Origin of the sequence: Mesorhizobium sp. CA10, assembly GCF_020165285.1 — a bacterium.
Taxonomy (GTDB): domain Bacteria; phylum Pseudomonadota; class Alphaproteobacteria; order Rhizobiales; family Rhizobiaceae; genus Mesorhizobium.
In genome coordinates, this window is the sequence record NZ_JAIUHV010000012.1 from 94,851 (window position 1) to 115,242 (window position 20,392).

17 protein-coding genes and 1 pseudogene are annotated in these 20,392 nt (G+C 63.8%); 11 read left to right on the forward strand and 7 right to left on the reverse strand.

Translation table 11 applies throughout. From position 1 onward, the window contains the following. Positions 1 to 356: 356 nt before the first annotated feature. From LB535_RS23165 to LB535_RS23190, 6 genes and pseudogenes are all read right to left on the reverse strand, one after another. Positions 357 to 2,057, reverse strand: a complete 1,701-nt coding sequence (locus LB535_RS23165) for a phospholipase D-like domain-containing protein (RefSeq protein ID WP_224633852.1) — start codon at positions 2,055 to 2,057, stop codon at positions 357 to 359. A gap of 917 nt (positions 2,058 to 2,974) precedes the next feature. After that, positions 2,975 to 3,914 (reverse strand): annotated as a pseudogene (locus LB535_RS23170) (IS110 family transposase); the annotation flags it as partial. A gap of 536 nt (positions 3,915 to 4,450) precedes the next feature. After that, entirely contained in the window at positions 4,451 to 5,188 is a 738-nt protein-coding gene (gene msrA / locus LB535_RS23175; RefSeq protein ID WP_224633853.1) for a peptide-methionine (S)-S-oxide reductase MsrA, read from the reverse strand. Between the two features lie 311 nt (positions 5,189 to 5,499). Continuing rightward, entirely contained in the window at positions 5,500 to 5,781 is a 282-nt protein-coding gene (locus tag LB535_RS23180; protein ID WP_224633854.1) for a hypothetical protein, read from the reverse strand. 86 nt (positions 5,782 to 5,867) lie between these two features. After that, on the reverse strand, positions 5,868 to 6,560 hold the full coding sequence (locus tag LB535_RS23185) for a DUF1223 domain-containing protein (protein WP_224633855.1): 693 nt from the start codon (positions 6,558 to 6,560) through the stop codon (positions 5,868 to 5,870). A 179-nt stretch (positions 6,561 to 6,739) separates the two neighbouring features. Next, the gene (locus LB535_RS23190; protein ID WP_224633856.1) at positions 6,740 to 7,231 is read right to left on the reverse strand and encodes an endonuclease domain-containing protein; all 492 of its coding nucleotides are present in this window, start codon (positions 7,229 to 7,231) and stop codon (positions 6,740 to 6,742) included. A gap of 25 nt (positions 7,232 to 7,256) precedes the next feature. Here LB535_RS23190 and lepA point away from each other — a divergent pair, with 25 nt between their 5' ends. Beyond that, the gene (lepA, locus tag LB535_RS23195; protein WP_224633857.1) at positions 7,257 to 9,062 is read left to right on the forward strand and encodes a translation elongation factor 4; all 1,806 of its coding nucleotides are present in this window, start codon (positions 7,257 to 7,259) and stop codon (positions 9,060 to 9,062) included. A 143-nt stretch (positions 9,063 to 9,205) separates the two neighbouring features. Here lepA and LB535_RS23200 read toward each other — a convergent pair whose 3' ends face one another. Continuing rightward, entirely contained in the window at positions 9,206 to 9,790 is a 585-nt protein-coding gene (locus tag LB535_RS23200) for a hypothetical protein (protein ID WP_224633858.1), read from the reverse strand. Positions 9,791 to 10,211: 421 nt separating this feature from the next. Here LB535_RS23200 and LB535_RS23205 point away from each other — a divergent pair, with 421 nt between their 5' ends. From LB535_RS23205 to LB535_RS23250, 10 genes are all read left to right on the forward strand, one after another. After that, positions 10,212 to 11,057: a hypothetical protein gene (locus LB535_RS23205; protein WP_224633859.1), complete on the forward strand. Its 846-nt coding sequence runs from the start codon at positions 10,212 to 10,214 to the stop codon at positions 11,055 to 11,057. 140 nt (positions 11,058 to 11,197) lie between these two features. Then, positions 11,198 to 11,710: a hypothetical protein gene (locus LB535_RS23210; protein ID WP_224633860.1), complete on the forward strand. Its 513-nt coding sequence runs from the start codon at positions 11,198 to 11,200 to the stop codon at positions 11,708 to 11,710. Beyond that, positions 11,707 to 12,231 carry a hypothetical protein gene (locus LB535_RS23215; protein ID WP_224633861.1) on the forward strand — a complete coding sequence of 175 codons (525 nt, stop codon included), beginning with the start codon at positions 11,707 to 11,709 and terminating at the stop codon, positions 12,229 to 12,231. Before LB535_RS23210 ends, LB535_RS23215 begins: the two co-directional genes overlap by 4 nt. A 241-nt stretch (positions 12,232 to 12,472) precedes the next feature. Beyond that, on the forward strand, positions 12,473 to 12,820 hold the full coding sequence (locus LB535_RS23220; RefSeq protein WP_140633290.1) for a hypothetical protein: 348 nt from the start codon (positions 12,473 to 12,475) through the stop codon (positions 12,818 to 12,820). A 130-nt stretch (positions 12,821 to 12,950) separates the two neighbouring features. Continuing rightward, positions 12,951 to 13,322 carry an endonuclease domain-containing protein gene (locus LB535_RS23225; RefSeq protein ID WP_224633862.1) on the forward strand — a complete coding sequence of 124 codons (372 nt, stop codon included), beginning with the start codon at positions 12,951 to 12,953 and terminating at the stop codon, positions 13,320 to 13,322. Between the two features lie 202 nt (positions 13,323 to 13,524). Beyond that, positions 13,525 to 13,896 carry a hypothetical protein gene (locus LB535_RS23230; protein ID WP_140845363.1) on the forward strand — a complete coding sequence of 124 codons (372 nt, stop codon included), beginning with the start codon at positions 13,525 to 13,527 and terminating at the stop codon, positions 13,894 to 13,896. A gap of 217 nt (positions 13,897 to 14,113) precedes the next feature. Next, entirely contained in the window at positions 14,114 to 15,262 is a 1,149-nt protein-coding gene (locus tag LB535_RS23235; RefSeq protein WP_224633863.1) for a CDGSH iron-sulfur domain-containing protein, read from the forward strand. A gap of 53 nt (positions 15,263 to 15,315) precedes the next feature. Beyond that, positions 15,316 to 15,618 (forward strand): cupredoxin family copper-binding protein, encoded by a 303-nt coding sequence (locus LB535_RS23240; protein ID WP_140845289.1) that lies wholly within the window; start codon positions 15,316 to 15,318, stop codon positions 15,616 to 15,618. Between the two features lie 328 nt (positions 15,619 to 15,946). Beyond that, on the forward strand, positions 15,947 to 17,968 hold the full coding sequence (locus tag LB535_RS23245; protein WP_224633864.1) for a hydantoinase/oxoprolinase family protein: 2,022 nt from the start codon (positions 15,947 to 15,949) through the stop codon (positions 17,966 to 17,968). A gap of 246 nt (positions 17,969 to 18,214) precedes the next feature. Beyond that, positions 18,215 to 20,383, forward strand: a complete 2,169-nt coding sequence (locus tag LB535_RS23250; protein ID WP_224633865.1) for a malate synthase G — start codon at positions 18,215 to 18,217, stop codon at positions 20,381 to 20,383. Positions 20,384 to 20,392 lie beyond the last annotated feature (9 nt).

The window sequence follows — 20,392 nt, forward strand, 5'->3', positions numbered from 1 at the left end:
ATGCAGCGCTGGTCGACCCCCACTCCGTCTCGGCTTCGCCGAGCCACCTCTCCCCCGATCGACGGGGTAGAGGAAAGGCGCCAAGCTTTTGCCGTCAACGCCCGTCCAGCAACGCTCCTTTCCTTTCCCTCCGGAGGGGGGAAAGGTGGCGCTGCGAAGCAGCGACGGATTGGGGGAACCACGTGGCAATCAAGCCTCGGGCCGATCAGTCGCGCCAGGAGAAATGCCGGCAGGGCAATGAGGGGCGGCGCTGACCTGTCAGGCAGTTATGGGTCGGCGGTTAGCCGCAGATGCCGGCGCTGCCCCTCATCCGTCACTTCGCGACACCTTCTCCCCGTGGAACGGGGAAAAGGAAATCAGGTCTGCGTCCAGAACGCGATCTCCTGCGCCTTGGTCCTGAGCTCGGTCTTCAGCCACTGATCGTCGTCGTCGAGATAGCTCCACGGCGTCCTGCCTTGGGCCCGCATCTCGCGGATGTAGGAGCGATAGCGGTAGTGGCTGTAGACCGACATCGCGTAGGTGGCATAGGCGGCGGCAAGCTTCCTGTGGCCGCGCACGATCACCAGGTTCTCGTCGTTCTTCTCGCTCGCCGGCGCCGAGAAATTGTGGCTGCCGGTCACCACCACGCAGTCGTCCGAATGCGGGTCGGTCACCAGGATTTTCGAGTGCACGATGGCGTGGCCGATCTGCGACAGGAAGCTCCGCCGGTTGACCTCGGCGATCCATGGCCCGAGCGGCGCGTCGAGGCCCTGCGGCTGCGCCACCGCGTAGCGGTCGGGCGTGAATTTCCGGTCGCTGCTCACCAGGTCGATATCGAGGAAATTCTGCTCGGTGCCGCCCTCCTCCGCGCTCAGCGTCGAGACCACGCCGCGCACATACATGCCCTTTTCCCTTGCGCGCTGCCCGGCCAGCGTGTGCAGCCCCTGCTTGCCCGGCGTGAACATCAAGAACAGCACCGCCTGTTTGGCGGAGGCGATGACGTCGCGCAGCGCCGCCATGTCGGCGCCATCCGAGGTGCGGGTGAACCACACGGTCGCCTTGGCGGTCCCGACCGTGAAAGTCTTGGGCGCGTCGTTGTCCGCCATCAGCGCCGGCGTGAAATTGGCCGGGTCGGTCTTGGGCGGCGAGGCGTCCTTCAACAGGTCCCAATGCTTGCGGAAATGCGCCGCGACCGCCGCGTCCTCGATCAGCAAGCCGTTGTTGACCTGCGTGCACAGGCCGGTGGTGCTCCAGTTGGTGCTGCCGGTCCACGCCATCTTCGGCTCGCCGTCCTTGGACACGACGACGAATTTGTTGTGGCCAAGGCCTTTCGATTTCAGCATCCGGTCGACGGTCGCGATGCCGTGGTCGTTGAGGTTCTTGCGCGCCTCCTTGTTGCCGTCGCCGCTTTTGTCGGAGCCGTTGGCGAGGATGAGATGGAGCCGCGGCCCGAGCCCGATCAGCGCCGTCTCCAGCGTCGCGTCGCCGAGCTCGTAGAGCGCGGCATGCAGCTCGTCGCCGGCGACCTGCGTCAGCCCGATCATGCGCAGCCCGAGATCGCCTTCGAGGAAAGCGCGGAATTTTGCGTCGCCATTGGTCTGCAGGCTCTTCTTGAAGGCCGCGGGCGACAGCTTGTTCTTGGCCATGTAGCGGGCGACGAATTGCGACAGAACCAGGCCGCGGTTGAAGTAGCAGGAAAAGCCGCCGCCGGCGTCGGTGGCGAGCGTCGCCCAGTCCGTCCAGTCGCTCGACACCCCCTTGGTCAGCGGCTTGCCGGGTCCGGCGCTCATCATCGCGGTCACCCGGTAGCGCACGACATTGCCGACATCGGCCGCATGGTCGGTCCAGTTGAAGCGCTGGAACGGCCAGACATCCGACGGCCTGTGGTCGCCCGATTTCGGCTTGTCCTTGGTGAAGCCGACGCGGTTCTCCACCGGCTCGATCCTCTCGCTCGCGCCGGCCTTGCGGCCGCGCTCGAGCAGAAAACCCCGGCACCCGGCGATGAAGTCGCTCGGCGCCCAGGCGACGAAGGCGTCATCGCCATTGGTGTAGACGGAGACTTTTATGTCGATGGCCATCTGTCGTTCCTCCCCATCGTCGTCGTTCCCGAAGCGCGGCCGGCATGCCCGGCCCAACAATGCAGGCAACAAGAATCCGCCCCTAAAGCAGCGCTCCGGATCAGTTGAAACAGAATTGTCGAAAAAGTGACGGCGATGTTTATGTTGCGGCAGAAGGTCGGATGTCAATGTTTTGCAGCGTCAAGTATAATTCTATGAACTGCTTCACATTGTGTTCTGTTTTGCCAGCAAATCAAAGGGCGGATGGCTTCGTCAACCGAAAGTGCGAACCTCGGAGATTGGCGCAAGCCCCTCAACGTCGTCATTCCAGGGCGGAGCAGCCGCGAAGCGGCGTCGCGCAGACCCTGGAATCCATTCCGTGACCTTGATCGAAGGATGCAGCCGGGCAGAATTCGGCACCGTGAGCGGCGCTCGTAGGTCACGGAATGGATCCTCGGGTCTACGCTGCGTCGCTGCGCTCCTTGCTCCGCCCGTGGATGACGAAGGCCGGGCCGTGTTGGCCAATCGCCAAGGCATGCCGCCTGCCCACGCAGACACATACCCGACGATCGAAAAATCCCAGCCTCGTCATGTATGGACGGCCCCTCTTGGGCAAGAGGCAAAATAGCGGCGACGGCGCAAGTCTGGAGCGGTCATGTATTCGGCCTTTGATGCGGTCGATTGATGACCGCTGGCCCGCAAGGGTTACGCGGATCGGGTTCCAATCATTCCAGCGCGCTTTGTATCGCTATGACGAGGCGGAGTGTCCCGACCCAGGTCCTGACCATTTTGCCGTGCTGCTTTTTGCTCTTTACGCTGTTGAGGGCCTCGATAGCGGTCTAAGCCGCTACCGGCGCCCTGTATTGTGTCTGCCTGTATTCTTGTCCTGAGGTGAGCATGGCCCAGATGATACGCGCGGTCTTGGCCGCCTGAGCCACGACCGCGACCTTGACCGGCCGCCTGGCCAGCAGGCCGCGAATCCAGGGCGAGCCTCTGTCGGGCTTGGCCCTGACCTGACGCAACCAGGAACTGGCACCGAGAATGAGCAGCCTTCGCAGGTCTTTGTCGCCGGCGCGACTGATATGGCCCGTCAGTTTGTGCTTGCCGCCGGTGTCATGGCTCTTGCGGGTCAGGCCCAGCCAGGCGGCGAAGTCCCTGCCCGAGGCGAACTGGCGGCCGTCGCCAATGGCCGCAATGGTCGCTTGCGCGATGATCGGACCGACGCTCGGGATCTTCGTCAGCCGCATGGCAGCCCGATCCTGCTTGACCTGGGTCACGATCTGCTTGTCCAGCTTGCGGATCTCGGCATCGAGCGCGCGCCATTGCCCGACCAGCGGCGTCAAGCAGATCAGCAGCACCGCGGGGAGTGGCCTCATCCGGGGCCTCGATGCGCCGCAGTAGCGCTTCCATGCCCGCAGCCCCCTGGGCGCTTGTCTGGCCCATCTCATAGAGCAGGCTACGAATGGCGTTGGCCAGTTGCGTGCGCTGGCGCACCAGAAGGTCACGCGTGCGATGCAGACCTCTGGCCCCTTGCTGTTCGACCGTCTTGATCGGCACGAAGCGCATGTCGGGCCGGCTCACCGCCTCGCAACAGCCTTGGGCATCGCGCACATCGTTCTTGTTACGCGGGACGTAGGGCTTCACATAGGCCGGCGGCATCAGCTTGACCTCATGGCCAAGCGCTCGCAGCGTGCGGCCCCAGTGATGGGCCGAGCCGCAAGCCTCCATGCCGATCAGCGCCGGCGGCTGCGCGGCGAAGAACTTCACCATCTGCGCGCGGCGCAGCTGACGCTGCACCACCACTCGCCCGGTCGCATCCACGCCGTGCACCTGAAACACGTTCTTGGCCAGATCGATTCCAAATCTGATAACTTGCATGACGGACGGTCTCCTCCGCTGGGGTTTCAACACGGCCAGCTTGGCACATTCGATGCCGCGAGGGGCCGTCCACCCATCATTCCAGGGCGGAGCAAGGAGCGAAGCGACGCGCGCAGACCCTGGGAATCCATACCGTGACCTTGATCGAAGGATGCGGTGGTGCAGAAATTCCGCACCGTAGCGGCGCTCATACGTCCCGGAATGGATCCTCGGGTCTGCGCGCGTCGCTTCGCTCCTTGCTCCGCCCGTGGATGACGATTGCGATGAGCGTTTCGGCCAATCGCCAAGGCATGCCGCCTGCCGACCGCGGACATACCTGACGATCGAAAAATCCCAGCTTCGTCATTCCAGGGCGGAGCAGCCGCGAAGCGGCGTCGCGCAGACCCTGGAATCCATTCCGTGACCTTGATCGAAGGCTGCAGCGGAGCAGAATTCTGCACCGCGGCAGCGCTCATACGTCACGGAATGGATCCTCGGGTCTGCGCGCGTCGCTGCGCTCCTTGCTCCGCCCGTGGATGACAACGAGCGGGTGTCGCTCAGCTCTTGCTGGAGGCCAGCACAAGCACCGGCTTCTCGCTGTAAAGTTTTGGGAACAGCGCCTTTAAATTCTTGATCTTGGGCAGGTCGTTGTAGACGATATAGGGATAGGTCGGGTTCAGCGTCAGGAAGTCCTGATGATAATCCTCGGCCGGGTAGAAGGTCTTGCCGGTCTCCAGCGTGGTGACGATCGGCTTGCCGAACACCTTGGCCTTGTCGAGTTGGGCGATATAGCTCTCGGCGACCTTCTTCTGCTCGTCGTTTTCGGCGAAGATCGTCGAGCGGTATTGCGTGCCCTGGTCCGGCCCCTGGTAGTTCAACTGCGTCGGATTGTGCGCGACCGAGAAATAGACCTGCAGCAGCTGGCCATAGGTGACCTTCGACGGGTCGTAGGTGATCTCGACGGATTCGGCGTGGCCCGTGCGGCCGGTGCCGACGACTTCATAGACGGCGTTTTCGGCGCTGCCGCCGGTATAGCCGGACACAGCCTTGCTGACGCCCTTGACGTGCTGGAACACGCCCTGCACGCCCCAGAAACAGCCGCCGGCGAAGATCGCCTTTTCGGTGCCGCTCGCCGCCTTTTCGTCCAGAGCCGGCGGCGGGATCACCACCGCGTCCTCGGCCGAGCGGGCCGGTGTCTGCCAGAATACGGCCGCGGCCGCGCTGAGCACCAGCGCCGCCAGCGCACCTTTGGCAAGGAATGGCCGCTGCGCGGCTTTCTTTTCAATGCCGGTCATGTTGGGTCTCCTTGTTGTTGTTCCATTATATACGAACGCAGCCTCGAAGCGGTTCTCACTTTGCCGTGCGGCCAATGGCCGAGGGCGCTCCCCCTCTCCGTCTCGGCTTCGCCGAGCCACCTCTCCCCCGCCTCTGGCGGGGGCGAGGAACCCAGGCGTACAAAGGCCGCGTCCTCCGCGATTGGCGTTTCCTCGCCCCCGCAAAGCGGGGGAGAGGTGGATCGGCGCGCAGCGCCGAGACGGAGCGGGAGCTGCGCTGCCCTGTGCGATTGCCTCGCAGGCCGGCGACGCAGGCGGATCGCCAGCTCACCCTACTGAGCGGTGGTGTCCGCAGGCTTCATGGCATCCGTCGAAGGTTTCATTGCGTCGGTGGCGGGCTTCATCGCATCCGCCGGCTTCATCGCCTCGGTGCTCATCGCGTCGGGCTTCATGGCATCGGCGGGCTTCATGGCGTCCGCCGGCTTCATGGCGCCGGTCGCCATCGCGTTGGCGGGCTTCATCGCGTTGGCCGTGTCGTCGGCGCGCGCGCCGGCGACGAAGACGGACGCGGAAAGCGCGAAGGCCAGCGCCGGCAGCGTGAGGAACTTGGTCATGGTAGTCTCCTTGGGTTTGGCGCGCGCATGCGGGCCCTGGTGAAGCGTTGCCGCTTTCATGCGGCCCCGCGCGAAGAGAAGGAAAATCAGTTGGCCGCCGCGGCCAGGATCGGTCCGCCGCCTGGCGCCTGCACCAGCACCGCGGTGCTCAAGCCCCCGGCGGCTGCCGGCAGCGGCAGCGTCGTCGCCGTGCCGTTCCAGCTGCCGAGCTTGGTCAGCGCATGCACGACATTGGCGTGCGGCAGCGTGCGGCCGGTGTTCTCGCCGCGCGCCACCGGCACCTCGACGACGCCTCTTGTGTAGCGCACCAGCCAGATGTCGGCGCCGCCGCCCGGCGCCTTGCCGGCGCCGATGCTGACCTTGCCCTGCCCAAGCGAAAGCTCCGGCCCCTGCGTGCGGCCGCCTTTGGCGATCAGGCTCTGGATCTCGCCCGGCGCGGCGCCCACGCCGTCGCTTCTGCCGTTCACCACCACTTGCGGCGTGAACGGCCCGTCACGGCCGAGCGACGGCTCATAGGTCACCTGGCGTTCCGTGAATTCCTTGCGGCCGAACGTGTCCTTCCAGCCGAGATAGTCCCAATAGGTGACGTTGAACGACAGCGCCAGCACGCCCGGCTGGTCCTTGACCTTGATCAGGTTGGCGTTGGCCGGCGGGCAGGACGAGCAGCCTTGGCTGGTGAACAGCTCGACCACGGTGAGCGGCTGCGCGGTCGCGGCGCCCATCGTGGCCGCGAGCATCGCGCCGGCGAGCAGGGCGATCTTTGTCTTCGATCCGGTCATGGGAAGCAGTCTCCGTAGCGGCGGGTCATGCTCCCATTTCGCCGGGATGGAGAGGTTCGTTACAGCTTCACCGGTTTGTGATTGGGGTGCTTCCCTTCTCCCCTTGTGGGAGAAGGTGGATCGGCGCGCAGCGCCGAGACGGATGAGGGGTGCTCCAGCGGAGTGAGACGTCTACCCGCTCACCGCCACGGCTGCAGGCCGGGATCGTTCACATAGGCGATGATCGTATCGCAGACGCCGTCCAGATCCTTCAGGACATCATCATTCCAAAAGCGCAAGATCCGAAATCCTCTCGCCTTCAACTCAGCTCCGCGAGCCAAATCCGATTCCGAGTCCGCATGCTGACTACCATCGAGCTCGACGATGAAGCGCGCTCCGAGACAGGCGAAATCGGCAACGTATTTTCCGACAGGTACCTGCCGGCGAAACTTGATCCGATCAAGCCTGCGGTCGCGTAATTCCTGCCACAGCTTGTGCTCAGCCTCCGTCATCTCACGGCGGACGTTCGGGCAAAGCTGCGCTTGGCTTGGGTGACGGGCTGGTGCGGCATTGCGCCAGACTAGCTGGCCGCTGAGTTCCGTCCAACACCCCTCATCCGTCTCGGCGCTGCGCGCCGATCCACCTTCTCCCACAAGGGGAGAAGGGAAAAAGGCGTTCCGCTTGCCCCTCAACCTCGCCCCTGCTAAAGCGCGCCGCATGACCACCCCGCTCGACCACATCCGCAATTTCTCCATCGTCGCCCATATCGACCATGGCAAATCCACGCTTGCCGACCGGCTGATCCAGCTCACCGGCACGCTGGAGGAGCGCGACATGAAGGAGCAGGTGCTGGACTCGATGGATATCGAGCGCGAGCGCGGCATCACCATCAAGGCCCAGACCGTTCGGCTGAACTACCGCGCCAAAAACGGCGATGATTATGTGCTGAACCTCATCGACACGCCCGGCCATGTCGACTTCGCCTATGAGGTGTCGCGCTCCTTGGCCGCCTGCGAGGGCTCGCTGCTGGTGGTGGACGCCTCCCAGGGCGTCGAGGCGCAGACCTTGGCCAACGTCTATCAGGCCATCGACAACAACCACGAGATCGTCGTGGTGCTGAACAAGGTCGACCTGCCGGCGGCCGAGCCCGAGCGCATCCGCGAGCAGGTCGAGGAGGTGATCGGCCTCGACGCCTCCAACGCGGTGCTGATCTCGGCCAAGACGGGGCTTGGCGTGCCGGACGTGCTGGAGGCGATCGTCCATCAGCTGCCGCCGCCGCGCGAGGGCGATATCGCGGCACCTCTGAAGGCCATGCTGGTCGACAGCTGGTACGACGCCTATCTCGGCGTCATCGTTCTGGTGCGCATCATCGACGGCGTGATGAAGAAGGGCCAGACCATCCGCATGATGGGCACCGGCGCGAAGTACCTCGTCGAGAGGACGGGCGTGTTCAAGCCGGCCCGCGTCAATGTCGACGAGCTCGGCCCCGGCGAGTTCGGCTTCTTCACCGGCTCGATCAAGGAAGTGGCCGACACCCGCGTCGGCGACACCATCACCGAGGACCGCCGCCCGACCGCCAAGGCGCTGCCCGGCTTCAAGCCGGCGCAGCCGGTGGTGTTCTGCGGCCTGTTCCCGGTCGACGCCGCCGATTTCGAGGATTTGCGCGCCGCCGTCGGCAAATTGCGCCTAAACGACGCCAGCTTTTCCTATGAGATGGAAACCAGCGCCGCGCTCGGCTTCGGCTATCGCTGCGGCTTCCTCGGCCTGCTGCATCTGGAAATCATCCAGGAGCGGCTGGAGCGCGAGTTCAACCTCGACCTCATCGCAACCGCGCCCAGCGTCGTCTACCGTCTGAACCTCAACGACGGCTCGGTGAAGGAACTGCACAACCCGGCCGACATGCCCGACGTGGTCAAGATCGCCTCGATCGAGGAGCCATGGATCCGCGCCACCATCCTGACCCCCGACGACTATCTCGGCGGCATCCTGAAGCTTTGCCAGGACAGGCGCGGCATCCAGGCCGATCTCTCCTATGTCGGCAAACGCGCCATGCTTACCTACGACCTGCCGCTCAACGAGGTGGTCTTCGATTTCTACGACCGGCTGAAGTCGATCTCCAAGGGCTACGCCTCCTTCGACTATCACCTGACCGACTATCGCGAGGGCGACCTGGTCAAGATGTCGATCCTGGTCAATGAGGAGCCGGTCGACGCGCTGTCCATGCTGGTGCACCGCACAGCGGCGGAAAAGCGCGGCCGCGCCATGTGCGAGAAGCTGAAGGAGTTGATCCCGCACCATCTGTTCAAGATCCCGATCCAGGCCGCGATCGGCGGCAAGGTCATCGCCCGCGAGACCATCTCGGCGCTGCGCAAGGACGTCACCGCCAAATGCTACGGCGGCGACGTGACCCGCAAGCGCAAGCTGCTCGACAAGCAGAAAGAGGGCAAGAAGCGGATGCGCCAGTTCGGGAAAGTGGATATCCCGCAGGAAGCGTTTATCCAGGCGCTGAAGATGGGGGATTGAGAAGCCGGTTGGCGCGCGCAGCGCGCCAACCCATCGATCCAGTGAATCGATGGCAGGCTTTGAAAGCGGGGGAGCTGCCGGCAGGCAGCGGGCCTCCCGCCAGCGCGGCGCTGAAGCTGCGCGCTCGGGATTACTCGCGGCGGTTACGAGTTCTTGGTGTCCCGACCGTCCGGTTCTTTTGCTACGCCTTTGAACGGACCTTCCGAGGATTTCCGCTCCATAAAATGGCCAGTGCGTTCGTCGCGCTTTTGCCAGTCACCGTTGTCGTGCTGGAACTGCGTACGACCTTTGACCGCACCTACGCGGTAGTCATCACCGGTGTTTCTTGCCACGTTGGCCTCCATTGGGTGATTGCGAGACAGCATTTCGGTAAGTATGCCATGTTGACCTTTCACAAGTTGAAGAAGGTCGCTCTGAATATTTTGTCGAAATGCAATATCTTCTCGTCGAATTTCTTCAATTCTATTGACAATTTCTTCGATGTCAGCCGAAAGGGAATTGTTGCCTGGTGACGGATCTGAGTATAGCTCCAGCTCAGCAGCTCTCTTAAGGCTGGCTGCCACCCACGCGCCTATCTTCATCCCCCTCTTCTTCGCTGCCATTCTGGATTTTTCAACGACGTCTATGTCCAAATTTTTGATAGTCCACTGCCGGACTTCTTGCGTATGGTTCTCGTCGTCGACATCAGTTGTGCTTTCGGGAAGTGTCGCTCCGTTTTGATAAGTCATTTTGAACTCCTCGTGCCCAAGCGAACCATTGGGCATCTAATCGGCACCACAATTGTACCCATTTTAGGATACAAAGTTGGTGCGATTTTGATTTAGGGTTAACGCATCAGAGAGGAGGTCTTCACAAAAGATAGACCTGCCAGACTGCATGCGAAGGAGTTCCGTGGTTCCGCCTCCTTTTTCGATTCGATAACGATGCCCTTTCTGCTGCCGTGCCCATGTTTCACCTCCGTGTGGTCCAAAATCCCGACTGCCCCAACCAGCCAAATCACCTGAAAAGGTTAATAAAACCATAAGACATTTGTGCAAGGGGTATCAATAGGGTATTTTTGCGAGTCCTAGGCTTTACAAAAAGGGTTTTCCTCGGATACGTTTTGACCCATTTCAGTTGTGCCTTTTCCCAATTTTCAGGGAGGACCCCATGGAGTGTTTGCCTGTCGAATGGCAGAAGATTTCTGCCCAGGTTGTTAATCGGTTCAAGGCCGTCGCCGGGCGAGCGGAGATGCACATATCCAGCGAGGCCAGGGGTACCATCACCACATTGCTCTCGATAAGGAGCGTGGAAGTGGTCGACGACATACCAGGCGACGCCGCGTTCGTGTTTGACCAGAAGATCAGGCACCTCAAAATCAATCGCCGTGGCCTTGAGCGCATCTATTTGATGGGCACGAAACGCGACTTCGATGGAATGGACCCGGTGGACTTCTGCGAGGTGGCTTTCTCGTTATATTTTTTCCATGAGGCACACCACATATCGCAGCGGCTGATCGAGTTTGAGGACGTCCAGGCGATGAAGCGCACGGCCGGCGAAGACAAACTGGGGGAGATCGATCTTCTCGCAGACACCGTTGCAGCGCAATTGTTTGCTGCCATAGAGACTGAAAACGCGTTCGAAGGTCGAGAATTCTACTGTGCTGCTTTTGTGTCGGCACTTAATTTCATGGTCAGCTATTGCTTCCCGGCTTTCGGGTTCTCCCTCGAAAAAAAGCACAAAGTACAACGCGCCCTTGGAATTGTGCTTATGGCAATGCGCGGGCAAAGGGCGATTCAATCAGGCCAACTGCAGAACGATTTCGACTTGGCCATCTACCCGTTCTTTTCAAAGGATTTTACGGAAATGATGCTGATGGGGCTGGGAGGTACCCCTTCAATGTCCGTTGTCCGCGTCTACAAGGCGCTTCGCCCTGAGTCTACAAAGGCACTGTTAGAAATTCTGGACAGTGGTGATATCGAGGCAATCCAGAAAGCGGCAAAGCTTTTGGCATGAAAGTCAGTGAAGCCAATAGGCCACTTGCGTATCACAGCAGTGCGCGGGCAGCCGTCCGGTCATGACTGCTCAATAGGGTGCTCTCCCTTCACCATCCTCCCACCTTGGCGTATCCTCTCCCCAGCTTGGGGAGACGTCACATGCGCTCCACCTTAGACACCGTCGCCGCGATTGGTCTCGCCATCGGCGGCGGTTTTGGCTTGGCGGGCACTTTCGTTGCCAGCGACGCGCTGCGCGAGACGGTCTGGACCATCGACGGTGTCGGCATCGTCGTCGCCATGGCGCTACTCACGATGAAATACCAGCGGTTGGGCAATGATCTCGTCGCGGCCGGCTTCCTTACCTTCCTGGCCGGCGAAAGCCTGCTTCTGGCCGGCAATGCGGCGGGCCTGCAGGCCTCAGTGCCCTCCTATGCCGGCGGCATCGCGCTATGGGCGGCGGGGCTGGTGATGGTCAGCGCGCAAGCCACTTTCGCGCTGTGGATGCGGCTCACGGCGTCCGTCGCCGCCGTGCTGTTCGCCGCCTCGGTCCTGATGATCCTGTGGGTCGCGCCGCTCTTGCCCACCTCGGCGCCGCTGCCGGCGCTCGGCTATCCGTTCCTGGTGCTGACCTTCATCGGCTGGATCTGGACTTTGCTGAAGCCGAAGCGTTGAGCGCGAAGGCGATGGCCGCGCCGCTCGAAATCCGCAACAGCCCGTCGGGAAAGATCCTGCCCGCCGTCGGGCCGTTCCTGCTTGGCGGCATTTTCGGTTTCGGCGCGCTGCAGGGCGTGGCCACGGGGGCGAACAGCGGGCATGTGCTGTGGATCGCGCTGCTTGGTGCCGCTTGCCTGGGGCTCGGCGTATTCATCGCGCGCGGCGCTTTCGACAGTTCGGTCAAGGTGGTGCTGGACAGCCAAGGTTTCCGCGATGCCCGCGCCGGCGACGTGCTGGTGCCGTGGAGCAAGGTGAGAAGCGTGCGGCTTGCCGCCGGCGGCAAGGGCGCGGCGATGCTCAATTTCGAGCTCACCGAGCAGCCGCCCGACGCAATCCGCTATTCCTCCGCCAACGCCTTCGGCCTGATGCCCTTCGGCCGGAACATTGTGCATATGGAAATCTCCTCGCTCGACGTGCGGGGAGAGGAGATGGTGGACGCGGTGAAGACATTCGCGCCGCATGTGGCGGTCAAGCGCTGACTTCCCCTTCTCCCCCCGTGGGAGAAGGTGGCCGCGAAGCGGCCGGATGAGGGGTGTTGGAAGGAATGAGGCATCGGCGATTGGGTACAATGCGCCGCTTGCAACGAACGGCCTCGCCAAGCTGGAACACCCCTCATCCGTCTCGGCGCTACGCGCCGAGCCACCTTCCCCCACAGGGGGGGAAGGGGAGGTCGCGCCTCGCGCCCACCCGTGCTCTACTTCCCTCCCGGGGGACCTCGCCATGATTCGCGCTCTGCTCGCCTTCCTTCTCCTCAGCACCCCGGCATTAGCCGCCGACATGTCGGTCTTCGTGCGCAACCAGCGTTCGGACGGCGTCGCGGTCGAGCTGTTCAGCCGCGACAGCCAGAAAGTCTGGCCGGGCGACGACAAGGTGTTCCTCATCCGCCCGAAGGCGCGAAAGTCCGTGCCGATCTCCTGCGAGCCGGGCGAGCATATCTGCTGGGGCGCCTGGGTGAACGGCGATGATTCCGTCACCGCGGGCGTCGGCCCCGACAACGACCAGCCCTGCGACACCTGCTGCTTCATCTGCACCGAGCATTCGACCGAGACGGTGGATCTGGCGGAATAGCGGGGCGTTCCCCTTCTCCCCTTGTGGGAGAAGGTGGCTCGGCGCATAGCGCCGAGACGGATGAGGGGTGCTCCAGCGGAGTGAGACGCCGGATATTTGAGCGGGCACCAACATTGGCTAATCTTCCGCCATGCCGCACCAACCTGTAACCCCGGCCAAACGCAATTTCGCCCGGTCGATGCGCCGCGAGCCGACAGAGGCGGAAGACCGCTTATGGCACGAATTGCGCGGCCGGCGTCTGGACAATATCAAGTTCCGGCGGCAGGTGCCGATAGGCAGGTTCGTCGCGGATTTCCTCTGCGCCGAGGCAAAACTCATCGTCGAAATCGACGGCAGCCAGCATGCGGAGTCGCTCCGTGATCTGGAGCGCGACGCCGGACTTAAGGCAAGGGGATTTCGCGTGCTGCGGTTCTGGAACGATGATGTGCTGAAAGAGCTGGATGCGGTCTGCGATACCATTATTGCGTATGTGAAAGATAAGAGTTTGCAGCCCTGGCGGTGATCCCACCGGGCGTCTTCGCCAAGCTGGAACACCCCTCATCCGTCTCGGCGCTGCGCGCCGAGCCACTTTCTCCCACAAGGGGAGAAGGGGAAGTCCCCCAAATTCCGTCAGCCATTTTTCGCCGCCGCCCCTTGGCATATGCGCCCGCCATGTCATCATCCAACCATCGGCCGTGGGGGCCGATTCGACCTCGGGGGTTCTCATGTCTTCCACCTTCGCGCGCCGCGTTGCCGCCGCGCTTTCGCTTGCCGTCCTCATCGCGCCCGCCGCTCACGCCGGCGACGTCACCTTCCAGATCAAGAACAATCATCCCAACGCCATGCGCGTCGAGCTCTACAGCCAAGACCGCGACTATGTCTGGCCGGGCGAGGGCAAGGATTTCTATCTCGACGACGGCGAGACCAAGCAATTGCCGATCTCGTGCAACGAGGGCGAGAAGATCTGCTACGGCGCCTGGGTCGACGGCGATGAAGAAACCTATTGGGGCGTCGGCCCCAACAACAAGGAAACCTGCGAGGACTGCTGCTACACCTGCAGCGGCGGCCAGACCGAGGAGATCGACCTGGAGGAGTAGCTCTTCTCCTTCTCCCCTTGTGGGAGAAGGTGGATCGGCGCGCAGCGCCGAGACGGGTGAGGGTGCTCCAGCGGAGTGAGACGCCGGATACTTGAGCGGTCACCTACATCGGCTAATCTTCTGCCATGCCCCACCAACCCGTAACCCCGGCCAAAAGGAATTTCGCTCGGTCGATGCGCCGTGAGTCGACCGACGGGAGGACCGTCTATGGCACGAATTGCGAGGCCGCCGTCTGGACAACATCAAGTTCAGGCGGCAGGTGCCGATTGGTCGGTTCGTGGCGGATTTCCTTTGCGCCGAGGCCAAGCTCGTCATTGAGATTGACGGCAGCCAGCATGCGGAATCGCGCCATGACCAGGAACGCGATGCCGAGCTGAAATTCAGGGGCTTTCGCGTGCTGCGGTTCTGGAACGACGATGTGCTGAAGGATTTGGATGCGGTCTGCGACACCATCATTGCCTATGTGAGGGATGAGAGTCTGCAACGCTGGCGCGGTAGCGGTGCATCGGCGTTCCTGCCAAGCTGGAGCACCCCTCATCCGTCTCGGCGCTGCGCGCCGAGCCACCACCCGGCCCTTCGCAGGCTCAGGGCGTTCGAAGCTCGAAAAGCCAAGCAATTGGCTTTTCGTCCGCTAACGCGGACCGCTTCTCACCCCACAAGGGGAGAAGGGGAGTTCATTCTTGACGCCCCTCTCACCGCCGCCCTAGCCTCGCCTCAACCCAACAGGAGACCCACCCACATGGCAGGCACGGTCGAAGGCGAGAAGATCGACGTTTCCTTCAGCGGCAAGCGCTGCATCCATTCGCGCAATTGCGTGCTCGGCAATCCGCATGTCTTCGTGCCCAACGCGCCGGGCGAGTGGATCCATCCTGAAGCAGCAAGCGTCGAGCAGGTGGTGGCGCTGGCGGAAAACTGCCCGTCGGGCGCCATCACCTACACCCGCAAGGATGGCGGGCCGCAGGAGAAGCCGCCGCTGGTCAACACCGTGCGGTTGCGCGAGAACGGGCCGCTGGCCGTGCATGCCGAGATCGTGCTCGGCGAGGAAACCTTGTTCCGCGCCACGCTCTGCCGCTGCGGCCTGTCGCAGAACAAGCCGTTCTGCGACAACAGCCACATCAAGGCCGGCTTCACCGCCACAGGCGAGCCGCCGCTGAAGGAAGCGCAGGTGCTGGAGGCGCGGGACGGCCCACTGACGGTCACGCCTACCGTCAACGGCCCGCTCAAGGTTGAAGGCAATGCGGAGATCGTCACCGGCACCGGGCATACCATCGCGCGGACCACCAAGGTTTTCCTCTGCCGCTGCGGGCATTCGGCCAACAAGCCGTTTTGCGACGGGTCGCATAAAAGAGTGGGGTTCGTGGCATGACAAACGCCGCGCCCGCCTTAGCTTAGGGGGAGGACTCTCAGGAGGAATCCACCATGCGCACCATGCTCACCCTTGCCTTGCTTGCCGTCGCAATGCCCGCCTTCGCCGCAAACCACGCGGTTGAGATCAAGGACATGAAATTTCATCCGGCCAAGATCAGTGTCGCCGTCGGCGACACCGTGACCTTCACCAACGCCGATTCCAAGACGCACACCGCCACCGCGGACGACGGTTCCTTCGATACCGGCCAACTCGCCAAGGGCAAGCGCGCCAAGGTCAAGATATCGGCCGCCGGCGCGCATCCGTTCCATTGTGCGATCCACAGCTCGATGACGGGCACGGTCACGGCGAAATAGGAAACGCCGGCGCTTTAAAGACTGCTGCGCAGGCCGGCGCGAGGCCCCCTCTCTGCCCTGCCGGGCATCTCCCCCTCAAGGGGGGAGATTGGCAGCTTGGATGCCGGCGCCCCCTTTGCGACGTTGGCTATTGGCGAAAGCGCCGGCGACATCTGATCTTCCCCCTTGAGGGGGAGATGGCCGGCAGGCCAGAGAGGGGGGCCTCGCGTCGACGTTTCCAATAAACTCCGGCGCCTCCCCCTGGCCCATCCCTCCCTTCTTTATCCGCCTGCCGGTATCGGCTAAGGGCTTCGCAACAAAGCCCTCGACCCTGGACCGCCTCACAGAAATGACCGCCAAGCCTCCCCCTCTCTTCCTCGGCATCGACACCGGCGGCACCTACACCGATGCGGTGCTGTGGTCGGAGGAAGGCGGCCCGAAGGGCAAGGTGCTGGCCAAGGCCAAGTCGCTGACCACGCGCCATGACCTCGCCGTGGGCATTTCCGGCGCGGTGGATGCGGTGCTGGAACAATCCAGGACCGATCCTGCCTCGATCAAACTGGTTTCGATGTCGACGACCTTGGCCACCAACGCGCTGGTCGAGGGCCAAGGCGGGCGCGTGGCGCTGGTGATGATCGGCTTTTCAGAGGCAGACCTCGCCCGCGACGGGCTGAAGACGGCGCTTGGCACCGATCCGGTGGTGTTCTGCCCCGGCGGGCATGACGTGCACGGCAATGCGGCAAAACTCGACCTTTCCGGGCTCGAGGCGGCGCTGCCGGAACTGGGCGGCTCTGTGTCGGGCTTTGCCGTCTGCGCCTATTTCGCCACCCGCAATCCGGCGCATGAGCTGGCGGCCCGCGACCTCGTCCGCGACAAGACCGGCCTGCCGGTCACCGCCAGCCACGAGCTTTCGGCCAAGCTCGGCGGCCCGCGCCGCGCGCTCACCACCTTGCTCAATGCGCGCCTGATCTCGATGATCGACCGGCTGGTAGCGGCGACCGAAGGCTTTCTTGGCCAACGCGGCATCGCCGCGCCGTTGATGGTGGTGCGCGGCGACGGCGCGCTGGTGTCGGCGGCGTTTGCCCGCCAGCGGCCGATCGAGACCATATTGTCCGGCCCGGCCGCCAGTCTTGTCGGCGCGCGCCACATGACCGGGCTGGACGACGCCATGGTCTCGGATATCGGCGGCACCACCACCGATGTCGCCGTGCTCGATGGCGGCCGGCCGCGGCTTGATCCGGAAGGCGCCACTGTCGGCGGCTTCCGCACCATGGTCGAGGCCGTCGCCATGCGCACCTTCGGCCTTGGCGGCGACTCCGAAGTGACGCTGGAAGACGGCGCGCTCTACCCAAAAATCCTGCTTGGGCCGCGCCGCCTGGTGCCGCTGGCGCTGTCCGGCATGGTGCATGGCGAGGCCGTCACCGCCGAGCTGGAGCGCCAGCTGCGAGCGCCCAATCCCGGCCGCATGGACGGGCGCTTTGCCCTGCGCACCGGCGTGCCGGACCGGCTCGCCGCCGGTCTCACCGGGCCGGAGGCGAAGCTTTACGAGGCGATCGGCGCCACCCCGCTGGCGCTCGACCGGCTGCTCGCTTCGAATGCGCAGAACGCCACGCTGAACCGGCTGGTCGCGCGCGGGCTGGTGCACATCTCGGGCTTCACGCCGTCCGACGCCGCCCATGTGCTGGGAAAACAGGCCAATTGGCACGCTGCCACCGCCCGGCTCGGCGCCGAGCTTTTCGCCCGCCGCCGCGACGGCCGCGGCCAGACGATCGCAGCGACGCCGGAGGAGATTTCGCAGCGCGTGCTCGTCACGCTGACCCGCTGGTCGGCCGAATATATTTTGGAGACCGCCTTCGCCGAGGACGGGCTGGACGGCGCCGCCACCGTCGCGCACGCGCTGGTGCAGCGCGCCGTCGACGCCCATCCCGGCATCGCCCGCTTCACCGTCGCGCTCGACCGCCCGGTTATTGGCCTCGGCGCCTCGGCGCCGCTGCATTATGCCGGCCTGCCGCCGCTGATCGGCAATGGCTGCATCGTGCCGGAAGACACGGATGTCGCCAACGCGCTCGGTGCCGTGGTCGGCCAGGTGCGCGTCTCGGCCGAAGCCCGCGTCAGCCAGCCCAAGGAGGGCCTTTTCCGGCTGGCGTCAGGGCAGACGGTGCGCGACTTCACCGAGGAGGACAAGGCGATCGAAGCGGCGCAAGCCGATGTGCGGGCGCTCGCCGCCGATCGCGCCAAGGACGCGGGCACCGACAGCGCCGAGATCCACGTTTCCACCGAGTTCAAGGTCTCGACCATCGAGGGCCAGCGCATGTTCATCGAGGCGCATGTGGTGGCCGTGGCGTCGGGGCGGCCGCGGATTGCGGTGTGAGCGCCTTTTCCTTCTCTCCTTGTGGGAGAAGGTGGATCGGCGCGATAGCGCCGAGACGGATGAGGGGTGTTCCAGCGGAGTGAGACGCTGGTTTTCCCTGGAGCACCCCTCATCCGTCGCCTTCGGCGACACCTTCTCCCACAAGGGGAGAAGGGAAAGGCTGCGCCCCTACACCCTAAGCTGAATTGACCCCGCAACCCCAAACATGCCAAACGCCCGGCAAGCCACCTATCTGGAGACGAGCAGATGACCGACCGCATCGAGATCGCCGGGTTGCAGATTGCCCGGGAGCTCCATGATTTCGTCGCCGAGGAGGCGGTAGTCGGCACCGGCATCGACCCGGAAAAATTCTGGACCGGCTTTTCAGCGATCGTCCACGACCTCGCGCCGAAGAACCGCGCGCTGCTCGCCAAGCGCGACGCCATGCAGGAAAAGCTCGACTTCTGGTATCGCGCCAATGGCGCGCCGATCGACATGGAGGCCTACAAGCATTTCCTCAAGGAGATCGGCTATCTGGTGCCGGAAGGGCCGGACTTCAGCGTCAGCACGGAACATGTCGATCCCGAGATCGCGGTCGTTGCCGGGCCGCAGTTGGTCGTGCCGGTGATGAATGCACGCTATGCGCTCAACGCCGCCAATGCACGCTGGGGCTCGCTCTATGACGCGCTCTACGGCACCGACGCCATTGCCGAAACCGGCGGCGCCGAGAAGGGCAAGGGCTTCAATCCCACGCGCGGCGCCAAGGTGATCGCCTGGGCGAAAGATTTTCTCGACCAGTCGGTGCCGCTGACCACCGGCAAATGGGCCGGCGTCAACGGGCTCTCGGTCGCCAATGGCGCGCTGAAAGCAGGCGAGGGCGCCGGCGCCACGACGCTCGCCGATCCAAGGCAGTTCGTCGGCTATCGCGGCGATGCCGCCACGCCGGAAGCGGTGCTTCTGGTCAAGAACGGACTGCATATCGAAATCGTGATCGACCGCGCCAACCAGATCGGCCGGACCGATCCGGCCGGCATCGCCGACGTCCTCCTCGAAGCCGCGTTGACCACCATCCAGGATTGCGAGGATTCGGTCGCCGCCGTCGATGCCGAGGACAAGGTCGTCGTCTATCGCAACTGGCTCGGCCTGATGAAGGGCGACCTCGCGGAAGAGATCGCCAAGGGCGGCAAGACTTTCGTCCGCAAGCTCAACCCGGACCGCACCTACACCTCGCGCGGCGGCGGCACGCTTACGCTGCCCGGCCGCTCGCTGATGCTGGTGCGCAATGTCGGCCACCTGATGACCAATCCGGCGATTCTGGATCGCGACGGCCACGAGGTGCCGGAGGGCATCATGGATGCGGCGCTCACCGCGCTGATCGCTCTGCATGACGTCGGCCCGAGCGGGCGGCGGATGAATTCCCGCGCCGGCTCGATGTATGTGGTGAAGCCGAAGATGCACGGGCCGGAAGAGGTCGCCTTCGCCGTCGAGATTTTCGACCGTGTCGAGGCGCTGCTCGGCATGGCGAAGAACACCATCAAGATGGGCATCATGGACGAGGAGCGGCGCACCACCGTCAACCTCAAGGAAGCGATCCGCGCCGCAAGAGAGCGCGTGGTGTTCATCAACACCGGCTTCCTCGACCGCACCGGCGACGAGATCCACACCTCGATGGAAGCCGGCCCGATGATCCGCAAGGGCGACATGAAGCAGGCCGCCTGGATTTCCGCCTATGAGGCCTGGAATGTCGACACCGGCCTGGAATGCGGGCTCGCCGGCCGCGCCCAGATCGGCAAAGGCATGTGGGCGATGCCGGATCTGATGGCGGCGATGCTGGTTGAGAAGATCGCCCATCCCAAGGCCGGCGCCAACACCGCCTGGGTGCCGTCGCCCACGGCCGCGACCCTGCATGCCACGCACTACCACAAGGTCGACGTGCACGCCGTGCAGGCGGCGCTGAAGAACCGGCCGAAGGCGAAGCTCGACGATATCCTGTCGGTGCCGGTCGCAAGCCGGCCGAACTGGACGCCGGACGAGATCCAGCGCGAGCTCGACAACAATGCGCAGGGCATTTTGGGCTATGTCGTGCGCTGGATCGACCAGGGCGTCGGCTGCTCGAAAGTGCCCGATATCAACGATGTCGGTCTGATGGAGGACCGCGCCACGCTGCGCATCTCCTCGCAGCACATCGCCAACTGGCTGCGCCACAAGGTGTGCTCGGAAATCCAGGTGAGAGACTCGCTGCAGCGCATGGCGGCGATCGTCGACCGCCAGAATGTTGGCGACCCGCTCTACCGCCCGATGGCGCCGGATTTCGACAATTCCATCGCCTTCCAGGCCGCCTGCGACTTGGTGTTCAAGGGGGCGGTGCAGCCGAACGGCTATACCGAGCCGGTGCTGCATAAGCGGCGGCTGGAGCTGAAGGCGCGCGAGCAGTAGCGCGGCGCA

What these genes read in the sequence shown, in the direction of transcription:
- LB535_RS23165 (WP_224633852.1), bottom strand. Translation starts at nt 2,057, where the DNA reads ATGGCCATCGACATAAAAGTCTCCGTCTACACCAATGGCGATGACGCC.
- msrA (WP_224633853.1), bottom strand. Translation starts at nt 5,188, where the DNA reads ATGACCGGCATTGAAAAGAAAGCCGCGCAGCGGCCATTCCTTGCCAAA.
- LB535_RS23180 (WP_224633854.1), bottom strand. Translation starts at nt 5,781, where the DNA reads ATGACCAAGTTCCTCACGCTGCCGGCGCTGGCCTTCGCGCTTTCCGCG.
- LB535_RS23185 (WP_224633855.1), bottom strand. Translation starts at nt 6,560, where the DNA reads ATGACCGGATCGAAGACAAAGATCGCCCTGCTCGCCGGCGCGATGCTC.
- lepA (WP_224633857.1), top strand. Translation starts at nt 7,257, where the DNA reads ATGACCACCCCGCTCGACCACATCCGCAATTTCTCCATCGTCGCCCAT.
- LB535_RS23200 (WP_224633858.1), bottom strand. Translation starts at nt 9,790, where the DNA reads ATGACTTATCAAAACGGAGCGACACTTCCCGAAAGCACAACTGATGTC.
- LB535_RS23205 (WP_224633859.1), top strand. Translation starts at nt 10,212, where the DNA reads ATGGAGTGTTTGCCTGTCGAATGGCAGAAGATTTCTGCCCAGGTTGTT.
- LB535_RS23210 (WP_224633860.1), top strand. Translation starts at nt 11,198, where the DNA reads ATGCGCTCCACCTTAGACACCGTCGCCGCGATTGGTCTCGCCATCGGC.
- LB535_RS23220 (WP_140633290.1), top strand. Translation starts at nt 12,473, where the DNA reads ATGATTCGCGCTCTGCTCGCCTTCCTTCTCCTCAGCACCCCGGCATTA.
- LB535_RS23225 (WP_224633862.1), top strand. Translation starts at nt 12,951, where the DNA reads ATGCCGCACCAACCTGTAACCCCGGCCAAACGCAATTTCGCCCGGTCG.
- LB535_RS23230 (WP_140845363.1), top strand. Translation starts at nt 13,525, where the DNA reads ATGTCTTCCACCTTCGCGCGCCGCGTTGCCGCCGCGCTTTCGCTTGCC.
- LB535_RS23240 (WP_140845289.1), top strand. Translation starts at nt 15,316, where the DNA reads ATGCGCACCATGCTCACCCTTGCCTTGCTTGCCGTCGCAATGCCCGCC.
- LB535_RS23245 (WP_224633864.1), top strand. Translation starts at nt 15,947, where the DNA reads ATGACCGCCAAGCCTCCCCCTCTCTTCCTCGGCATCGACACCGGCGGC.
- LB535_RS23250 (WP_224633865.1), top strand. Translation starts at nt 18,215, where the DNA reads ATGACCGACCGCATCGAGATCGCCGGGTTGCAGATTGCCCGGGAGCTC.